Source organism: Massilia rhizosphaerae, assembly GCF_016093545.1.
GTDB classification, from domain to species: domain Bacteria; phylum Pseudomonadota; class Gammaproteobacteria; order Burkholderiales; family Burkholderiaceae_D; genus Telluria; species Telluria rhizosphaerae.
The window spans coordinates 615,026-633,117 of the sequence record NZ_JADKYX010000001.1 but is presented as its reverse complement, the minus strand read 5'-3'; the positions used below and the strand labels follow the sequence as shown (position 1 = coordinate 633,117).

Below are 18,092 nucleotides of genomic sequence, written 5' to 3'. Positions count from 1 at the left end.
TCATCCGCCGCCCAGCTTGCTGAGCGCGTACGCGGCCAGGAAGCCGGCCACGGTGATGAGTCCGGCGAAATCGTGCGCGACGTCGAACGCTTCCGGAATCATCGTGTCGACCAGCATGGAGAGGATCGCGCCGGCCGCGACGGCCGTGGTGGCCGCGACGACGCCGGCCGAGAAATCCTGGAACACGGTATAGCCGATCAGCGACGCGATGCCGGACGCGACGGCGATGCCGATCCAGATGCCGAAGACGTAGGCGGTCGAGCGGCCCGCCTTCTTCATGCCCGCCGCGCTGGACAGGCCTTCCGGCACGTTCGACAGGAAGATGGCGCCGACGGCCACCGCGCTGACGGTGCCGCCGCCCAGCATCGACAGGCCGATCACGATCGATTCCGGGATGCCGTCGAGGAGGGCGCCGACGGCGATGGCGACGCCGCTGCCGCTTTGCTCCGATTCCTTCGGCTGCTGGTTGCCGGAACGCTTGCGGTGCTTCGCGCCCTTGCGCGACAGATACCAGTTGGCGGCCGTGTAGACGGCGGCGCCGCCCAGGAATCCGGTCGCCATCGACGCGAAGCCGCCGCGCCGGTAGGCTTCCGCGATCAGTTCGAAGGACAGGGCGGAAATCAGCACGCCGCTGCCGAAAGCCATGATCGCGGCGATGAGGCGCTGCGGCACCTTGAACTTGTAGCCGACGAACGCGCCGATGATCAGGGCGGCGCCCGCCACGAAACCCCAGAATCCGGCCTGTGCCCACAGCGGTATGCCCTGCATTCTCGTCCTCCGGTCGATGTCGTCACGTCCATGATAGCGAGAGCCGGCGCCGGCCGGCGTACGGCACCCGGCCTGTGGTAGATTGCCGGTTTTACCCGGAACATTCATGATCCATCCGCAACTGCGGTCCCGCGCCGGCGCGCTCGCGGCAACGCTGCTGCTGGCCGGCTGCGCGGCCCTGCATCCCCAGCGCCCGCCCGCCGCCGCCTTCGTCGTGCTGGGCGCGGACGGCGCGCCGACGGCCCGCGCGCTCACGACGGCGCGCACCTGCCCATCGATCACGATCGACGGGCGCACGACGGCCATGGCCGTGCGGGCACCGTTCGGCCCGATCCCCTTGCGCGGCAAGGACCACAGTGCGATCTTCCATGCGGAAGCCGTGTCGAACCCCGTGCTGTCGTGCGAGACGGCGATCCCGGCGGGCAGCACGCGTGCCTCCGTCGCGGGCCGGGCGCTGCCGCTGCCCAAGGGGGACATACGGCGCATCGTCGTGATCGGCGACACGGGCTGCCGTCTCAAGGGCAAGGACTTCCAGGACTGCAACGATCCCGAGGCCTACCCGTTCGCGCGCGTGGCGGCCAGCGCGGCCGCGTGGAAGCCGGATCTCGTCGTGCACGTGGGCGACTACCACTACCGCGAAGACCCGTGCCCGGCCGGCCGCCCCGGCTGCGCCGGCAGTCCCTACGGCTATGGCTGGGACGCCTGGAACGCTGACTTCTTCACGCCCGGCCGCGCGCTGCTGGCGGCCGCGCCGTGGGTCGTCGCGCGGGGCAACCACGAAACCTGCGCGCGCGCCGGCCAGGGGTGGTGGCGCTTCCTCGACCCGCTCCGCTACGAGCCGGCCGCGCACTGCGACGACCCGGCGGGGGACGCGCGCGCGGACTACACCGATCCGTACGGGGTGCCCCTGGGCGGCGGGGCGCAACTGATCGTGTTCGACAGCGCGCGCACGGACTGGCACGGCTTCAAGCCGGGCGACGTGCGCATCGCCCGCTACGCCGACACGTGGCGCAAGATCGACGCGCTCGCACGCCGGCAGCGCTACAACATCGCCGTCGACCACCATCCGCTGTACGCGTTCGGCGCCAACCGCGACGCCGCTACGGGCGCCGTCACGCTGTACGGCGGCGACGCCGGCCTGACGCAGGCGTTCGGCGCGCTCGATCCGCGCCTGCTGCCGTCATCGGTCGCCATGTTGCTATCCGGCCACGTCCACCTGTGGGAACAGACGAGCTTCGCGACGGATCATCCGACCCAGTTCGTGGCAGGATTCGCGGGCACGGCGGAAGACATCGTGCCGCTGCCCAGGACGCCCCCGCCGGGCCAGTCGCCTGCGCCGGGCGCGGCCGTCGAGGCGATGAGTTCGTGGATCGACGGCTTCGGCTTCATGACGATGGAGCGTACGGGGCCGGACGCGTGGAGGATCGTCGTCCACGACCGCGACGGGCGTCCGCGCAACACGTGCGCCGTCCAGGGCCGTCATTCGACGTGTGCCGTGCCGCAGGTGTAGGCGAAATCCGGTAAAATGTATTGGCACAAATGAGATTGCCTCGAATACATTTTCATGCAACAATATGATTGTGAGCGGGGCAGCGGTATTGCCGCCTTCGCGATCAGCGATGAGGATACCTTGTATCTTGTGCTCCCGGTTCGCCGGGAGCTTTTTTTTACGGCCGTGCCATCATTACAGCTGGGACAGCATCACGTTGCCGCTGGTTTCGTCCGCCTCGAGCAGGGCGATCAATTTACCGAGATCCTGTTCCAGGCGGGTCAGCGTGGCGGCGTCCAGCGCGGACAGCGCATCGGGCAGCACGCCGGCAAAGGGCAGGGGTGCGCTGCGCAGGATGTCGGCACCGGCTTGCTGGATGCGCAGCGACACGCTGCGCCGGTCCGTGCCCTCGCGGCTGGTCGCGACGAGGCCGCGTTCGACGAGCGTCTTGATCAGGTTGCTGGCCGTCGATTGGTGAATATCCAGTTCGCGCGCGAGTTCGGTCACGCCGATGCCCGCCCGGCGGTCGATGACGGACAACGCCCACAGCTGGGCGCCGCCGACGCCGGCTTCGCGCTCGACCTGGCGGAAATGGCTTTTGACGGAATTGAAGACAACGCGGAACTGGCGCAGGACGCGGGTCGAAGGCGCACCGGCCGGCGACGCCGGCTGCGGCGTGGACGGCTCGGCGGCCGCGTTGGATCGGGAAGTCGAGGACATGCAAGAATGATAGCGGAAAATACGGCGTACTGCCGAAAAATGACATTCAGGAAACCATGCATATAACACCGGAACCGGACCTCCGTCGCGAACTGGGCGACTGGCGCGTATGGACCGTGCGCGCCGTCGTCATCCTTCTTTCCGGCCTGGCCGGCCTCACGGTCGTCGGCTTTTCGTGGTTGTCGGACGTGGCGGTCGAGCGCTTCACCGCCCTCCGCGCCATGGCCTGGTGGAGCCCGCTGATCTGGACCCCGGCCTGCACGGCACTCGTCGTCTGGTGCACGCGCCGCTTCGCGCCGGGCGCGGCCGGGTCCGGCATCCCACAGGTGATGGCGACACTCGAGACGGCAGTGGGCGAAGCCGAGCGCGGCCTGTTCGTGTCGTTGCGCCTGACCGTGGCCAAGATCCTGTTGACGGTCGGCGGCCTCCTGGGCGGCCTGTCGCTCGGGCGCGAAGGCCCGTCCGTGCAGATCGCGGCGGGTGTGATGCTGCAGGCGCGCCGGCTGATTCCCGCCGGCAGCGCCGTCGGCCTGCACGGTCTCCTGGTCGCCGGGGGCGCGGCCGGCATCGCGGCCGCGTTCAACACGCCGCTGGGCGGCGTCATGTTCGCCATCGAAGAACTGGCGCGGGCGCCGGAACAGCGGTCCAGCGGCCTGCTCATCGCCGGCATCGTGCTGGCCGGTCTCGTCGGCGTGTCGGCGCACGGCGACACCGCCTATTTCGGCGTCATCCACATCCCGGTGATCGGCCTCGGCCTGCTGCTGCCGGGCCTGCTCGTCGCCATCGTGTCCGGCCTGGCCGGCGGGCTCTTTTCGCGTCTGTTGATCGCGTCGCTGTCCGGCAAGGGCACGGACCGCGCCAGCCGCCTGCGCGCGCGCCGGCCCGTGCTGTTCGCCGCTGCGTGCGGCCTCGGCGTGGCACTGATCGGCGTCGTGACGGGGGGCGCCGCGTTCGGGTCCGGCTATGCCAGCACGCGTCACATGGTGGAAGGCTCCACCGCGATGCCGTTCGCGTATGCCCCGTTCAAATTCCTCGCAACGTGGCTGACGACGTGGTCCGGCGTACCGGCCGGCATCTTCGCGCCGTCGCTCGCGGTCGGCGCCGCATTCGGCAACGACGTCGCGCTGCTGCTGTACGGCGCGCAGGTGCCGGCCCTGATCGCGCTGGGCATGGTGGGGTTCCTCGCCGCCGCCACGCAGGCGCCGCTGACGTCCTTCATCATCGTGATGGAAATGGTCGACGGGCATGCGATGGTACTGAGCCTCATGATGTGCGCGCTGATCGCGTTCGCCGTCGCCCGCCTCATCAGCCCCGCGCTGTATCCGACGCTCGCGAAGCTGCAACTGGAGCGCATCCCCGCCAGGACCGTGGCGCGGGAGGAGGCGCAGGAGGAAACGGTCGCGGTCGAGTAAAGCGGCACGGAAACGTCCCATCCCGGCGAATGCAAATTTGCTAGGATGGGGCATGCTGACACGGAAAGTGCGCCTCGGCCGCGCGCGCGCGCGGTCCCCGACCCCTGCCGCAGTGCTCACACTGCTGGCGGGGCTGGGATTTACTGCCGCGCTGGTCGTCGGCATGGTCGGCGGCGAACGCGAGCGCGCCCGCTCCGAATTCCTGCAGCGCGCGGAAATCCGCAACGCGACCGTGACCCGCAGCTTCGGCGACGCGCTCGACGTGCTGCAGGCCACGAACGCCCTGTTTGCCGCCGTCGGCGTCGCGACCCGCGCCGAGTTCGGCGCCTTCGCCCGGCCGCTGCTGGCCAACCACCCTTATCTGCAGGCCGTCGTGTTCCACCGCATGGTGAGCAGCGCGGAGCGGCCGGCGTTCGAGGCGGAGAACCAGCGCTACCGTCCCGGCTTCGCAATCCGCGAGCGGCCGGAGACGGGCGATACGAGCAAGCTCGTGCGGGCCGGTCCGCGCCCGCGCTACCTCGTGGTGGACTACGTGGAGCCGCTGGGCGGCAACGAAGTCACGCTTGGCTACGACGCATTTTCCTTCGCGCCGCACGGCAGGGCGTTCATGCGCGCGATCGACACGGGCCAGGCCGCGTCCAGCCGCATGCTGCCGCTGCTGCAGCACGGCGACCATCTGGGCTTCGTGCTGATCCAGCCCGTGTACCGCCGCGGCGCGCCGCTCGTCAATGCCGCCGCGCGCAGCGCCAACGCGCTCGGCGACACCGCCGTCATCATCGACGTGGCCGAGCTCGTCGGCTCGAACCTCGCGAAATCGAATCTGCTCGCGCCGGGCGGCGTCCGGATCGAGTTGTACGGCCCGGGCCAGGATGGCCCGCAGCGCGCCTATTTCTACGATGGGCTGGACCGCACGGCCACCCCGTTCTGGCAATCCTGGATCGGGGACACGCTGTTCACGAACCGCCACGTGTTCGACGTGGCCGGCATGCCGTGGGAACTGCGCATCGCCGGGCGCGCGAGCGCCATGGCCATCGGCACCGGTCCGATCACCGCGCTGATCCTCGGGTGCCTGGTCAGCATCGCCACGTCCGCCTACGTGCAGAGCCGCGTGAAACGCACGCGCCGCATCGAGGCGCTGGTCGAAAGCCGCACGGCCGACCTGCACGAGGCCCTCGACGCGCTGCGGCTGTACCGGCGCGCCATCGACGCCAGCGCGAACGCCATCATCCTCGTCAGCGCGACGCGGCCCGGCTATCCCATCGAATACGTGAATCCCGCGTTCGAGCGCATCCGCGGCTACACGCAGGCGCAAGCCGTCGGGCGCGGCCTGCTGGAACTGGGCGCGCGCGAACCCGACCAGGCCGCCGTGGCCGAGCTGCGCGCCGCCGTCCGCGAGCGGCGCGAGGGACACGTGTCGACGCGCCTGACGTGCGGCGACGGCCGCGAGATGTACGCCGAGGTCTATATCGCGCCCGTCAACAACGAGGACGGCGTCACGACCCACTTCGTGATGACGCAGTACGACGTGACGATGGCCAAGCGCTACGAGGCCGAGCTGGAGTCGCGCGCCCGCTTCGACACGCTCACGGGCCTGGCCAACCGCGCGCTGCTGCACGACCGGATCGACAACGCCATCAACCTCGCGGCCGGGCGCGGCACCGTGTGGGTCGTCGCGCTCGACCTCGACCACTTCAAGTTCGTCAACGACACGCTCGGGCATGACGCCGGCGACGAGCTGCTGAAGACGGCCGCGCAGCGCATCAGCGCGGCCGTGGAACGCTCGGACACCGTGGCCCGCACGGGCGGCGACGAGTTCGTGCTCGTGCTGCCGGGCCGCGAAAACGAGTCGGAAGCGGCCGCCACCGGGAGTGCCGTGCTGCAGGCGCTCGCCCATCCGCTGACGTTGAACGGGCAGGACATCGTGCTGACGGGCAGCGCGGGCCTGGCCGCCTATCCGGTCGACGGCAGCGACGCGGCGACGCTTATCCAGCACGCGGAAGTGGCGATGTACCGCTCCAAGGAACTGGGCCGCAACATGGTGCAGTTCTACATGCCGACGATGAACGCCCGCGCCCGCGAGCGCCTGGCGCTGGAAGGCGCGCTGCGCAGCGCGCTGACGCACGACGAGTTCGAGCTGTACTACCAGCCGCAGGTCGACCTGGGCTCCGGCCACGTCGTCGGCCTGGAGGCGCTGATCCGCTGGCGCCATCCCAGCATGGGCATGGTGCGGCCCGACCGTTTCATCAACCTGGCCGAGGAGACGGGGCTGATCGTTCCGATCGGCGCGTGGGTGCTGCGCACCGCCTGCCGCCAGAGCCGCGCGTGGCAGCACGCGGGCCTGGGCCCGGTGCGCATCGCCGTGAACCTGTCGGCGCGCCAGTTCGCGGAGCCGAACCTCGTGCGCGAGATCGCCCGCGTGCTGGAAGAAACGGACCTGTCGGCGGCCTGCCTCGAGGTGGAGATCACGGAAAGCCTCGTGATGGGCGACGTCGAGAGCGCGATCCGCACGATGCGCGAACTCAAGCAGATGGGCGTGCAGCTGTCGATCGACGATTTCGGCACGGGGTATTCGAGCCTGTCGTACCTGCGCCGCTTTCCCGTCGACGTGCTCAAGATCGACCGCAGCTTCGTGCGCGACATCCCGTTCGACAAGGACGACGCCGCGCTGGTCGCCGCCATCATCGAGCTGGCGCGCGGCCTGCGCATGCGCGTGATCGCCGAGGGCGTCGAAACGGAAGCGCAACTCGACTACCTGCGCCGGCGCGGCTGCGACGAGGTGCAGGGCCACGTGTATGCACAGGCGGCGCCCGGCGCCGACGTCGAACGGCTGCTGCGCACCGGCGGGCACATGCTGCCGCACAACGCCACCGTATGAGCGCGGCCTAACCGAAGGAGTCCCTGCCGTCGGCTATACTTGCGGCCATCACCGAAGAAGCTGACAGGACACGAAGTGGATGACCATAACGACGGCAAGCGCTGGGACGGCCGCGAACGCAGGATGATCGACCGCGCCGGGGCCCGCGCCCGGGACGCCTATGCGCGGGCGCACGGCCACCTGATGACGCAACCGCCGCACCTGCGCTGGATGTACATCGCCGCCGGCGTCGCGCTGCTGATCGCCGCGCTGTTCGCGGTCTGGATCGCGCTGCTGTTTCCGCTCACGCCCGGCATCGAGGACGTCAAGCAGGCGCGCGTGGCGCGGCCCACGGTCGTCGTCTCGGCCGACGGCCGGCAACTGGTCAGCTTCGAGCAGGGCATCCAGATGAAGGTGCCGCTGTCGAAGATCTCGCCGAACGTCGTGAACGCCCTCATCGCGACGGAAGACCGCCGCTTCTACGAACACCACGGCGTCGATTTCACGCGCATCGCCGGCGCCTTCCTCGCCAACCTGAGGGGCGATCCGCAGGGCGGCTCGACGATCACCCAGCAGCTGGCGCGCAACATGTTCCGCGACGAGATCGGCCGCGCGCGCAACATCAACCGCAAGCTGAAGGAACTCATCACCGCCGTCAAGATCGAGAACACGTACAGCAAGCCGGAGATCCTCGAAGCCTATCTGAACACGGTTCCGTTCCTGTACAACACCTACGGCATCGAGGCGGCGGCGCGCACCTACTTCGACAAGTCGGCCGCGCAGCTGAACGAGACCGAGGCCGCCACGCTCGTCGGCATGCTCAAGGGGACCGCATACTACAACCCCGTCACCAACCCGGAGCGCTCGCTCGCGCGCCGCAACGTCGTGCTGGGGCAGATGCTCAAGGCCGGCGTGTTCGACGAAGCCAGGTTCAAGCAACTGGCGAAACGCCCGCTGCGCCTGCATTTCGCGCGCCTGGCCGAACACACCGGCAAGGACGACCATTTCACGGCGTACGTGCGGCGCTGGCTCATGGACTGGGCCGACAAGAACGACGCCGACCTGCAGCAGGACGGCCTCGTCGTGCAGACGACGCTCGACTACGACCTGCAGCAAGAGGCGCTGAAGGCCGTCAAGCAGCAGGCGGGCGCGCTGCAGGCCATCGCCGACGTCGACTGGGCCCATTCCTGGCCGATCAACTCGACGTCGACGCAGACCTATGTCGACATGCGCGGGGGCGTGCACCCGTTCGAATACTACTGGCAATCGCACGCGGACCTGCTCGACGCCTTCGTCCGCGAATCGTCCGACTACCGCAAGGCGGTCGACGGCGGCGAGAATCCCATCGCCGCCCTCAAGCGCCTCAAGGCCGACCGCGATTTCATGCGCCAGTTGAAGAGCGCGAAGTCGCGCCTGGAAGCGGGCTTCCTCGCGATGGATCCGCAGACGGGCGAGATCAAGGCCTGGGTCGGCAGCCGCGACTTCGAGCGCGAACAATTCGACCACGTGGTGCAGGCCGCGCGCCAGCCCGGGTCCACGTTCAAACCCATCGTGTACGCGGCCGCGCTGGAAAAAGGCATCACGCCCGACCATCCGTACCTGGACGCCGTGACGACGATCCGCTTCGACGACGGCACCGTCTGGCGTCCGACGGACAACAGCGGTACGACGGGCCGCCAGCTCACGCTGCGCGACGGCCTGGTCTACTCGAAGAACACGATCACGGCGCAGGTCGTGCGCGACATCGGCGTGGCGCCCGTCGTCAAGCTGGCGCAGGACATGGGCGTGCGCACGAGCAAGCTGGCGCAGGTGCCTTCCATCGCCCTGGGCACGAGCCCCGTCACGCTGCTTGAGATGGTCAACGCCTATGCCACGATCGCGGCGCAAGGCGAGTACCGCAAGCCCGTGTTCGTGCGCCGCATCACGGACCGCAACGGCCAGGTGATCGCCGATTTCGGCCAGCAGACGCCGCAACGCGTGCTGTCGCAGGCGTCCGCCGTGACCCTGATCGACATGATGCGCGGCGTGATCAACCGCGGCACCGGCACGGGCATCCGCTACCGCTTCGGCATCACGGCCGACGTGGCGGGCAAGACCGGCACGACGCAGAACGACGCGGACGCGTGGTTCATCATGATGCACCCGAATCTCGTCGCGGGCGCCTGGGTGGGTTTCAACGACAACCGCGTGACGATGCGGTCGAATTACTGGGGGCAGGGCGGCCACAGCGCGATCCTGCTCGTGGGCGACTTCTTCAAGTCCGCGCTCTCCTCCGGCAAGATCAGCGCCGACACGCTGTTCCCGGGCGGGCACAAACCGGAACCGGTGATCCGCCACGAGGCGCCGCCGCCCGAGGAAGACATCCAGGAGGGCGGCGACATGCAGCAGGAGGGCGGTCCGCCGGCCGACCTGCCGCAGCCGCCGGACAACGAACCGCCCGCGCCGCCGCAGCCGGACCAGCAGCCTGCGGACGGCGGCGGGATCCAGCCGAACGACGCTTGACCACAGGATCGGCGTCCAGATCGCCCCCGGCGCCACGGAATTCACCCGGATGCCCTGTGCGGCCAGCCGTGTATGCACTTGCAATCTTCTATAGTTCGCGGATAATTCAACTATTGGACGTTCCGTACACCAAGGAGAACAGCATGGCGACCGAAACAATCGATCACACTACCTTGACCAAGCTGGCCGAGGCAGGTGCCGTGCGCAGCGCGCACGTGGTTGGACAAGACGGTGGCTGGGGCGTCCTGGTCAAGTACGGCATGACCGAGCGTGTCCTGGCGGCGCAGCGCAGCCACCAGGTGCGCATTTTCCGCAAGCTTGAAACGCTGGTCGAGTACCTGAAAGGTATCGGCATACCGTGCTTCGATGTGGACGCCGCGAACTACAATCCGCACAGCGCGACGACCGCCAGGCGCCCGGATCGTGCCGCTGCGATGAAGGACGCGCACGCGGCGGCGGCCTATACGAAATGGCTCAATGCCGAGGTGCAGGAGGCCATCGACGACACCAGCCCAACCGTCCCGCATGAGGAGGCGATGCGCCAGGTACGCGCCGCACTCAAGCTCGCGTAAGGGGAGCGCGTGCACGTCGTTCACTGGAAAAAGCAAGCTATCAACGATCTCATCAAGATCGGCCAGCATATCGCCAAGGACAGTCCTGCCAGTGCGGAGAAAATGATCAATCTCATCGAGGACAAGGTGACACCGCTCGCTGCCCATCCGAACCTCGGCCGCATCGGTCGCAAACGCGGCACCCACGAACTGGTGGCGCACGAAAACTATGTCGTGATCTATCGAGTACTAACTGAAAAAGTCGAAATCCTGCGTGTCAAACACACGGCGCAACAATGGCCGTCAGCTGCGCCGTAGTCTTTATCGCCCGATTTTTCGCACGACCTCGGTTCGCCTGTGTCGGACGCGACATGCCTACTTGTCCGCGGCAGGGAAGCTTTTGGCTTGGCACTGCGGGCAATACAGATACAAGGTCCGACCATTGCTTAGGATCAGCGATCCGGCGCGATATTGTTGAATCTCCCAAGTACCGGTTACGCCATTTTCAAACGTAACTATCCCGTTCGTGGAGCAGGGCGACCAGTCCAGTACATGCAAATAATCGTGTTTCGCTACTTCGGCAGCTTTGCCGATGTAATCACGAATTTCCTGGGGGCTGAGTTTAAAACTTGAGCACTCTTTAGCCGCTTCCGGTGAAGCAGGATACGTCACGCCACTTTCCAGAATAGTAACTTCCGTAATCGGCGGCAGATGCGTTTTGTACATCGGCGGCTCTAGACCCTCGTCATCAGCCATAGCTACAGGCATGCTCGCCGTTATCGCGATGAGGAGTGAGGTGACTACCATGATGCGGTTTGGGCTTCAGTCGCCGTTTTGCGGGCTACAACTGGGTGCCTGAATATCTCGCTCATCTGTACCCCGAAAGTGGAAGTAAGCTCAGTAACCAGCCAATGAAGTGAAGCATTTTGTTCAGCAGTCACGGGTTCATAAATATTTCGCGCGTTCGTTGCACCAACAATTTCAATTCCAACGCTGTCTTCATTCGAGGGATAACGATCAGGAACTTGCTTTAGCATTTCCCTATGGTGTTCGTTCGTCGGGCTGAAGTGACTCAAGGCATTCATCTCGACCGGACTACAACGATGCTCTGCGAGGCAACGCGAACGAAGTTTACCCACGTGCCAGGTCTGCCGATGCACCGATGCGACCTGATAAATTGTTCCATCTTTGTCGATCAAAAAATGGGCACCCATCGCGCCAGGCAGCATATAACTGCTCAAGCTTGAAGCGGCAGTCGAGCCACCCGTCTGATGAACGATAATACCGTTGATATGATGCATGACTCCGTGCTCGATTAGAGGACGCGGTGTTCGCTTTATACGCTCATCGAGAATGTAGCCTTGACTGTCCACATGGAGCATCAGGTCGCCTCTTCCTGTCACGGTTGCGCCAATCAGGCCACGGTCTTATTCGCTGCCAAATCCCATCCGCCGGACGTGTTTCCACCAGCACCGCCGCCGATCTTCTGCTGAGTGTACTTCTCCGTGATCTTGGCGTAGCGCAGCGTCAACTGGTCGACTACCAGACCACCCCCGCCAAAGGACTTTCTATTGCTGGCCACCAGCACGTTTTCAAGCAAGATTTCGTAATACTTGAGCGGACCATTGCCGTCTGAGCGGAAGAATTCGAGCTTTGCCTTCGGGATCGTCTTGCCCTGGGCGGCCAGTTCCATCAGCTTCGGGGAGGCGAGATCGACCACCTTCGTAATCCGGATCGCGTCGAAGACAGCGCGGCCGACCGTGTGGCCGCCGGCGGTCGACACAGTGCCAGCGGTCGGCTGGATGACACCCCAATCGATGGCCTCAACCTCGATCCAGCCCTTGTGCTTGTCGTCATTCGATTCGCCGTTCACACCATCAATGTGCAAATAAACATCAGCGGCCATGAATGTTCTCCATTAGGAATGCGGCGGTTTCGAAAGCGCTCAGAGGTCGCCGGGCTGTACATCAAAAGATTGTCTCCCAAGTATTGCGTCTATAGATTGGGAATGGTCAAGTCGCGTCCGGTTAAGCTACAGGTTTGGCACATCCGCGACGAGACCTATTCCGCAGCGCTGGCCGAACTGGTCAACGCACAGTCGCGGCATCCCTTCGCAGAGCACTGGGGCGACGGCACCACCTCGTCCTCGGACGGTCAACGCATCTTTGATGTTGAGGAAGCTTGGCAGTTATCCGCGGCAGAACGGCCTGGCCGTCGCATTGGGCGAGCTGGGAAGGATCGAGCGCACACTGTTTATCCTCAACTGGCTCCAGAGCGTGGAACTTCGGCGCCGCGTGCATGCTGGCCTCAACAAGGGTGAAGCGCGCAATGCCTTGGCACGTGCCGTGTTTTTAAACCGCCTTGGCGGGATCCGCGACCGGAGCTTCGAGCAGCAGCGTTACCGTGCGAGCGGCGTCAATCTGGTGACGGCCGCCGTCGTGCTCCGGAATACCGTCTACCTGGAGCGAGCCACGAACGCACTGCGTGGCCACGGCAGGATGTCGACACCGATCTGTTGCAGTATCTATCGCCGCTGAGCTGGGAGCACATTAACCTGACGGGCGATTACGTATGGCGTAGTGGTGCGAAGGTAGGTGCCGGCAAGTTCAGATCGCTGAGACCCCGCCAAACGGCTTGGCGTGCTTTGTTTTCCGTGTTCTGAGGCGAGCTCTTGCTGTTTTTCGGCGGACATCGCGGCCTCTTGTGCGAACGTGGAGGCCCGGATTCCAGGCGCGGATGCCCGGGGGCGGCGTCCGCTTGCGGCGCGACGGGGTCAGTGGCGCGTGCCGCTCAGGTGCTCGCGCACGGCGTTGACGCTGTTGCCGGCCGTCTTGACGGCCTGTTCCAGCTCTTCCTCGCTGACGCCCAGTTCCTTCGACCAGTACTGGACTTCCCATTTTTCGTGCAGATTGATGCGCGAACGGTCCTGCGGGCCGCGGCTGTGCAGATTGTCGGACATGATGGCCTCCTTGATCGGTGTAACCGCAGCATGCCACCGGCCGCGGCCGTATTCCGTTCGGTGTTTCACGTTGTGAGCGCTTGAAAAGCGGGTGGACTAACGGCGGAGAGGTATTTTGTTGTAGGCTAGCGTGATCGACAACAAGGAGAACCTGCATGACGAAGCCCTACGACACTGCCCAGCCCGAACGCGACGCCATCGACGCGCTGCCCGGCGTGGTCGCCCTCGATTTCGGCACGAACTGGTGCGGCTACTGCCAGGCCGCGGCCAGCCACATCGACGACGCGCTGGCGCCGTACGCCGGCGTCCAGCACATCAAGGTCGAGGACGGGCCCGGGCGCAAGCTGGGGCGGTCGTTCAAGGTCAAGCTGTGGCCGACCGTCGTCGTGCTCAAGGATGGCCAGGAGGTGGCACGCGTCGTGCGGCCCGCCGACAGCCGCGAACTGGCCGACGCCCTGTCCAAGGCCGGTGCCGCATGACCGGCGCCGCCACGCACACCCGTCCCGCGCCGAACCGGCCGGCGACCGTCCTGTTCGCGAGCCTGATCGGCACGACCATCGAATTCTTCGACTTCTATATCTACGCCACGGCCGCCGTGCTCGTGTTCCCCAAGCTGTTCTTTCCGGCCGGGGACCCGGCGGCGGCCACGCTGCAATCGCTGGCGACGTTCGCCATCGCGTTTTTCGCCCGTCCCGTCGGCTCGGCCGTGTTCGGCCACTTCGGCGACCGCGTCGGCCGCAAGGCCACTCTCGTCGCCGCGCTGCTGACCATGGGCGTGTCCACCGTCGTGATCGGCCTGCTGCCGACCTATGCGAACATCGGCACGCTGGCGCCGCTGCTGCTGGCGCTGTGCCGGTTCGGCCAGGGCCTCGGCCTGGGCGGGGAGTGGGGCGGCGCCGTGCTGCTGGCGACGGAAAACGCGCCGCCGGGCAAGCGCGCCTGGTACGGCATGTTCCCGCAGCTGGGCGCGCCGCTCGGCTTCTTCCTGTCGAGCGGCGTGTTCCTGCTGCTGTCCGGATCGCTCTCCGACGCCGAATTCCTGCGCTACGGCTGGCGCATTCCCTTCCTGGCCAGCAGCCTGCTCGTGCTCGTCGGCCTGTACGTGCGCCTGAAGATCACGGAAACGCCCGATTTCCAGGCTGTGCTCGAGCGCAACGAGCGCGTCAAGCTGCCCGTCGCGGCCGTGTTCGCGAACCACACGCGCGCGCTCGTGCTGGGCACGCTGGCCGCGCTCGCCACGTTCGTCGTGTTCTACCTGATGACCGTGTTCGCCCTCAGCTGGGGCACGTCCGCGCTGGGCTATTCGCGCCAGACCTTCCTGCTGCTGCAGCTGGGCGCCATCGTCTTCTTCGGCCTGACGATCCCTGTCGCCGCCGTGCTGGCCGACCGCTACGGGCGGCGCGCGGCGATGATCCTCGTGTCCGCCGGCCTGGCGCTGTTCGGGTTGCTGTTCGGGCCGATGTTCGGTTCCGGCAGCCTGGTGCTCGTCGCGCTGTTCCTCGCGCTGGGCCAGTGCCTGATCGGCCTGACCTACGGACCGCTGGGCACGCTGCTGTCGGAACTGTTCCCGGCCGAGGTGCGCTACACGGGCGCGTCGCTCACGTTCAACCTGTCCGGCATCCTGGGCGCCTCGCTGGCGCCGTATGTGGCAACATGGCTGGCCACGCACTACGGCTTGCAGACGGTCGGCTGGTATCTGAGCGCGGCCGCCGTCATCAGCCTCGTGGCGCTGCTGCTGACGGCGCCGGAACCCCGCCGCACACCGGCGGCGGCGCGTTAAGGACGGGAGAAGGCGATGGGACTCACGGGCGGATGCATGTGCGGCGCGGTGCGCTACGAGGCGTCGGGGGAATCGTTCCACCAGACCTTGTGCCATTGCGTCGATTGCCGCCGCGCCAGCGGCGCGCCCGCCCTCGCGTGGTTCAGCGTGCGCAAGGACGCGCTGCGCTGGACCCGCGGCACCCCGGCCGTCAATCCGTCCAGTCCCGGCGTCGAACGCCTGTTCTGCGCCCGTTGCGGCACGCAGCTGACGTGGCACAGCGACGGCGTGCCGGACGAGATCGACGTCACCACGTGCAGCCTGGATGACCCGGACGCCCTCCCTCCGGCCGACCACACGTTTTACGCGCAGCGGGTGCGCTGGTTGCACCTGGCGGACGCCCTGCCACGTTACCCACGGACACGCAAGGAGAGCGGCCACGCTTGATGCCGATGCCACACTGTTTGTCGCATGCGCAATACAATTACAATAAAATACACAACAGCACGCACGATTCGATAGCAAATCGTTAAAATGAAGTTCTATCAATTTACACGGAGAACTTCATGTTCAAGTCTGTCCTGCGTCTTGCCACCGGTGCCGTCCTGATGTCCGCCACGCTGTGCGCTTCCGCCGACTCGGCCACGTACAAGGACTTCAAGCTGTCCGGCGTGCTGCAGGAAATCCCGGGCCCGTCCGCCCGCTGCGCATCGAACTTCGGCGGCACCATCCTGGGCTTCGGCATCAGTTCCCAGGTCGGCAAGGTCACCTTCCTCGCCAGCGACTGCATCACGCCGAACGGCACCACGTACACGTTCAGCAACGGCAAATTCCTCATCACGACGTTGACCGGCGAACTGATCTTCGCCAACTACAGCGGCCAGTTCGTGCCGACGGGCGAGGGGACCAAATTCGTGTTCAGCGGCGCCACGTTCCAGGTCACGGGCGGCACGGGCCGCTACGCCAAGGCCAGCGGCGGCGGCGACATGACGGGCGGCGAGGACATGACGACGGGGCAGGGCACGATCCAGTTGTCGGGCCGGATCCTGATGAAATAAGCGGGCGGGCGCCCCATGACGGCCGGGACCGCCCGGCCGTTTCTTTTGTGGATCAGAACGAATAGACGAGCGTCAACGACGTCTGCGTATCCGTGTTCTTCTTGGTTTCCGGCACGTTCGTATCGTTGCGCGCGCTGAACGCGGCCTTCATCTGCATCGTGTCGTTGATCTTGGTGGACAGCGCCGTCTCGGCGATCGAATGCATGTTCGACGTGCCGCGCTCCACGCTCACGCTCTGGGAAAGCGCCGCGGACGGGCTCACGCGCCAGCGCAGCTGCGCGGCGCCGCGCACGGTCACGCCGGCTTCGCTATCGCCCGCCGCATTCTCGCCGTGGAAATAGCCAGGACCCACCTCGACGTCGACCGTCTCGTTGTCGCGCTTGAGCAACCGGGTGCCGTAACCGATGCCGATCGACGAATAACGGGTGTAGGCGCCGAATTTATCGTTCACATGCGAGCCCAGCAGGAAGGCGCGGTTGCCGTCTTCCAGCAGCTTGAACGCCGCCTTGGCCGACACGGAATAACGCTCCGCCGAACGCGTGCGCGTCGTCGAGCCGTCGTTGTTGTGATTGACGTCTTCCTTGAAAAATCCGCTGACGATGTACTCGTTGCTCCAGTTGGCCGTTTCGTGCCGCGCATCGATCTTGCCGGACACGGAGGTGCCTTCGGTATTGCCGGACGTCGTGATGGCGCCGAGCTCGGCCGACGTGTACCAGTTGCTGCCTTCCGGTATCGCCGTCGTGGGCGCCTGGGTGAAGTAACTGGACGACGGCACGCTGTCGGCCATATCGTCCGGAGCGGCCACCGCCGCCCCGGCGCTGGACAGGGCCAGCACACAAAGCATCAGAGATTTCATAGGCATCTGTACGGCTGCATGCCGTCGCCGTCGGGAGCGATGCACAGCCTGTCGTTCACGGGTCGTCCGCCGCGGGGTCCGGCGGCGGAGGCGACATTGTAGCCTAAAGCGCCGGACGAAATACTTTCACGCGGAAATTTTACATATGCACCGGTGGGGAGCCGATAGAATCGCACAGAAAAATCACGCAATTGTTAACTGCTCAATGATTGTGTTTGCAATTCTGCGCCTACATTGCCTAGAATGCTTGCTTTGCCAACATACCGGCGTGAATGTATTGAATGCATTGAAGGAAGCACAGTGATCAGGCTAGTCATCGCCGACGATCATGAATTGATCCGCGAAGGAATCAAGAAGATCGTACGGCCCTGCACCGACCTAAAAATCGTCGGTGAAGCCGCAGACTTGAAGCAAGCGATCGCCCTCATCGCCCAGGTTCACCCAGACGTCGTGATCCTGGACTTGACGTTGCCCGACTATGACGGGCTGGACGGTCTCGCCGAATTGCGGCGCCATTTTCCCGACCTGCGGGTCGTCATCCTCAGCATGCATCCCGAGGAACGTTATGCATTGGCCGCGTTGCGGGCCGGTGCGCTCGGCTATGTTTCCAAGACCATGGCGTCCGCCGAACTGGTCGAGGCCGTGCGGCGCGCGGCGGGTGGGGGCACCTGGCTGGGGCCGCGCGTCGGCACCTTGCTGGCGGACGAGGCGCGCCCACGTTCACGGCCGCCGCACCACTGCCTGACGCCGCGCGAGTCGGAGATCGTCTCCCTCATCGGCGCCGGCCTGCAGATCAAGCAGGTCGCGGCCGAGCTCGGGATCAGCATCAGTTCCGTCAATACTTATCGCAGCCGCATCTTCCGCAAGATGGGCCTGTCGACGAACGCGGCCCTGATCCGCTACGCGCTGCAGCACGGCCTGGCCGGCTGACCCGTCCGGGCGCTCGGATGCGTTGCCATGTGGCAACAATGTAAACGGGTGCCTGTCATAAAATTCGCGACAGATGTCGGGGGCGAAATTGTGTCGTAGCGGGCATCGCCGAGCGCCTCCCGCTGGGAGATCCGTGTGAAACCGGGTGCGGGCCCTGCAGAAGTAAAGACGGTCGGGCGTCGGGCGGCAACGACAACGAATGTTAATGGTTAGCCATCTTAGCTAATATCAATG

General features: G+C 65.9%; 18 protein-coding genes and 1 pseudogene. 12 read left to right on the top strand and 7 right to left on the bottom strand.

The window, feature by feature from the left end; translation table 11 throughout:
* Nucleotides 1-768 (bottom strand): ZIP family metal transporter, encoded by a 768-nt coding sequence (locus tag ISF28_RS02650; RefSeq protein WP_198115565.1) that lies wholly within the window; start codon nt 766-768, stop codon nt 1-3.
* Nucleotides 769-874: 106 nt separating this feature from the next.
* Here ISF28_RS02650 and ISF28_RS02645 point away from each other — a divergent pair, with 106 nt between their 5' ends.
* Nucleotides 875-2,278 carry a metallophosphoesterase family protein gene (locus tag ISF28_RS02645; RefSeq protein ID WP_198115564.1) on the top strand — a complete coding sequence of 468 codons (1,404 nt, stop codon included), beginning with the start codon at nt 875-877 and terminating at the stop codon, nt 2,276-2,278.
* A gap of 174 nt (nt 2,279-2,452) precedes the next feature.
* On the opposite strand, the gene ISF28_RS02640 is transcribed toward ISF28_RS02645, so the two are convergent.
* A complete protein-coding gene (locus ISF28_RS02640; protein ID WP_198115563.1) occupies nt 2,453-2,977 on the bottom strand; it encodes a MarR family winged helix-turn-helix transcriptional regulator in 525 nt (174 codons plus the stop codon).
* A 56-nt stretch (nt 2,978-3,033) separates the two neighbouring features.
* Between ISF28_RS02640 and ISF28_RS02635 the strand changes: the two genes are divergently transcribed.
* From ISF28_RS02635 to ISF28_RS02615, 5 genes are all read left to right on the top strand, one after another.
* Nucleotides 3,034-4,389, top strand: a complete 1,356-nt coding sequence (locus ISF28_RS02635) for a chloride channel protein (protein ID WP_198115562.1) — start codon at nt 3,034-3,036, stop codon at nt 4,387-4,389.
* Between the two features lie 52 nt (nt 4,390-4,441).
* Nucleotides 4,442-7,264, top strand: coding sequence for a bifunctional diguanylate cyclase/phosphodiesterase (locus ISF28_RS02630; RefSeq protein ID WP_198115561.1), 2,823 nt, complete (start codon nt 4,442-4,444; stop codon nt 7,262-7,264).
* A gap of 75 nt (nt 7,265-7,339) precedes the next feature.
* Nucleotides 7,340-9,745 (top strand): penicillin-binding protein 1A, encoded by a 2,406-nt coding sequence (locus ISF28_RS02625; RefSeq protein WP_370663378.1) that lies wholly within the window; start codon nt 7,340-7,342, stop codon nt 9,743-9,745.
* A gap of 143 nt (nt 9,746-9,888) precedes the next feature.
* Nucleotides 9,889-10,317, top strand: a complete 429-nt coding sequence (locus tag ISF28_RS02620) for an antitoxin PaaA2 family protein (protein ID WP_198115560.1) — start codon at nt 9,889-9,891, stop codon at nt 10,315-10,317.
* A gap of 9 nt (nt 10,318-10,326) precedes the next feature.
* Complete coding sequence (locus tag ISF28_RS02615; protein WP_198115559.1) at nt 10,327-10,614, top strand: type II toxin-antitoxin system RelE/ParE family toxin; 288 nt, start codon at nt 10,327-10,329, stop codon at nt 10,612-10,614.
* 57 nt (nt 10,615-10,671) lie between these two features.
* Here ISF28_RS02615 and ISF28_RS02610 read toward each other — a convergent pair whose 3' ends face one another.
* The 3 genes from ISF28_RS02610 to ISF28_RS02600 are packed head-to-tail and all read right to left on the bottom strand — an operon-like array spanning nt 10,672 to nt 12,202.
* Entirely contained in the window at nt 10,672-11,103 is a 432-nt protein-coding gene (locus ISF28_RS02610; RefSeq protein ID WP_198115558.1) for a hypothetical protein, read from the bottom strand.
* Entirely contained in the window at nt 11,097-11,678 is a 582-nt protein-coding gene (locus ISF28_RS02605; protein WP_198115557.1) for a peptidoglycan recognition protein family protein, read from the bottom strand. Before ISF28_RS02605 ends, ISF28_RS02610 begins: the two co-directional genes overlap by 7 nt.
* 32 nt (nt 11,679-11,710) lie before the next feature.
* Nucleotides 11,711-12,202, bottom strand: coding sequence for an Hcp family type VI secretion system effector (locus ISF28_RS02600; RefSeq protein WP_198115556.1), 492 nt, complete (start codon nt 12,200-12,202; stop codon nt 11,711-11,713).
* A 126-nt stretch (nt 12,203-12,328) separates the two neighbouring features.
* On the opposite strand from ISF28_RS02600, the pseudogene ISF28_RS02595 reads away from it, so the two are divergent.
* Nucleotides 12,329-12,958 (top strand): annotated as a pseudogene (locus ISF28_RS02595) (Tn3 family transposase); the annotation flags it as partial.
* Nucleotides 12,959-13,069: 111 nt separating this feature from the next.
* On the opposite strand, the gene ISF28_RS02590 reads toward ISF28_RS02595, so the two are convergent.
* Nucleotides 13,070-13,255, bottom strand: a complete 186-nt coding sequence (locus ISF28_RS02590; RefSeq protein ID WP_198115555.1) for a DUF3606 domain-containing protein — start codon at nt 13,253-13,255, stop codon at nt 13,070-13,072.
* A 155-nt stretch (nt 13,256-13,410) separates the two neighbouring features.
* On the opposite strand from ISF28_RS02590, the gene ISF28_RS02585 reads away from it, so the two are divergent.
* From ISF28_RS02585 to ISF28_RS02570, 4 genes are all read left to right on the top strand, one after another.
* A complete protein-coding gene (locus ISF28_RS02585) occupies nt 13,411-13,734 on the top strand; it encodes a thioredoxin family protein (RefSeq protein WP_198115554.1) in 324 nt (107 codons plus the stop codon).
* Nucleotides 13,731-15,035: an MFS transporter gene (locus ISF28_RS02580; protein ID WP_198115553.1), complete on the top strand. Its 1,305-nt coding sequence runs from the start codon at nt 13,731-13,733 to the stop codon at nt 15,033-15,035. The genes ISF28_RS02585 and ISF28_RS02580 overlap by 4 nt, the downstream gene beginning before the upstream one ends.
* 15 nt (nt 15,036-15,050) lie before the next feature.
* Nucleotides 15,051-15,461 (top strand): GFA family protein, encoded by a 411-nt coding sequence (locus tag ISF28_RS02575; protein WP_198115552.1) that lies wholly within the window; start codon nt 15,051-15,053, stop codon nt 15,459-15,461.
* 119 nt (nt 15,462-15,580) lie between these two features.
* The gene (locus ISF28_RS02570; RefSeq protein ID WP_198115551.1) at nt 15,581-16,072 is read left to right on the top strand and encodes a hypothetical protein; all 492 of its coding nucleotides are present in this window, start codon (nt 15,581-15,583) and stop codon (nt 16,070-16,072) included.
* 52 nt (nt 16,073-16,124) lie between these two features.
* On the opposite strand, the gene ISF28_RS02565 is transcribed toward ISF28_RS02570, so the two are convergent.
* Nucleotides 16,125-16,916, bottom strand: coding sequence for a DUF481 domain-containing protein (locus tag ISF28_RS02565; RefSeq protein ID WP_229518817.1), 792 nt, complete (start codon nt 16,914-16,916; stop codon nt 16,125-16,127).
* A 255-nt stretch (nt 16,917-17,171) separates the two neighbouring features.
* Between ISF28_RS02565 and ISF28_RS02560 the strand changes: the two genes are divergently transcribed.
* Nucleotides 17,172-17,858, top strand: coding sequence for a response regulator (locus ISF28_RS02560; protein ID WP_229518816.1), 687 nt, complete (start codon nt 17,172-17,174; stop codon nt 17,856-17,858).
* Nucleotides 17,859-18,092 lie beyond the last annotated feature (234 nt).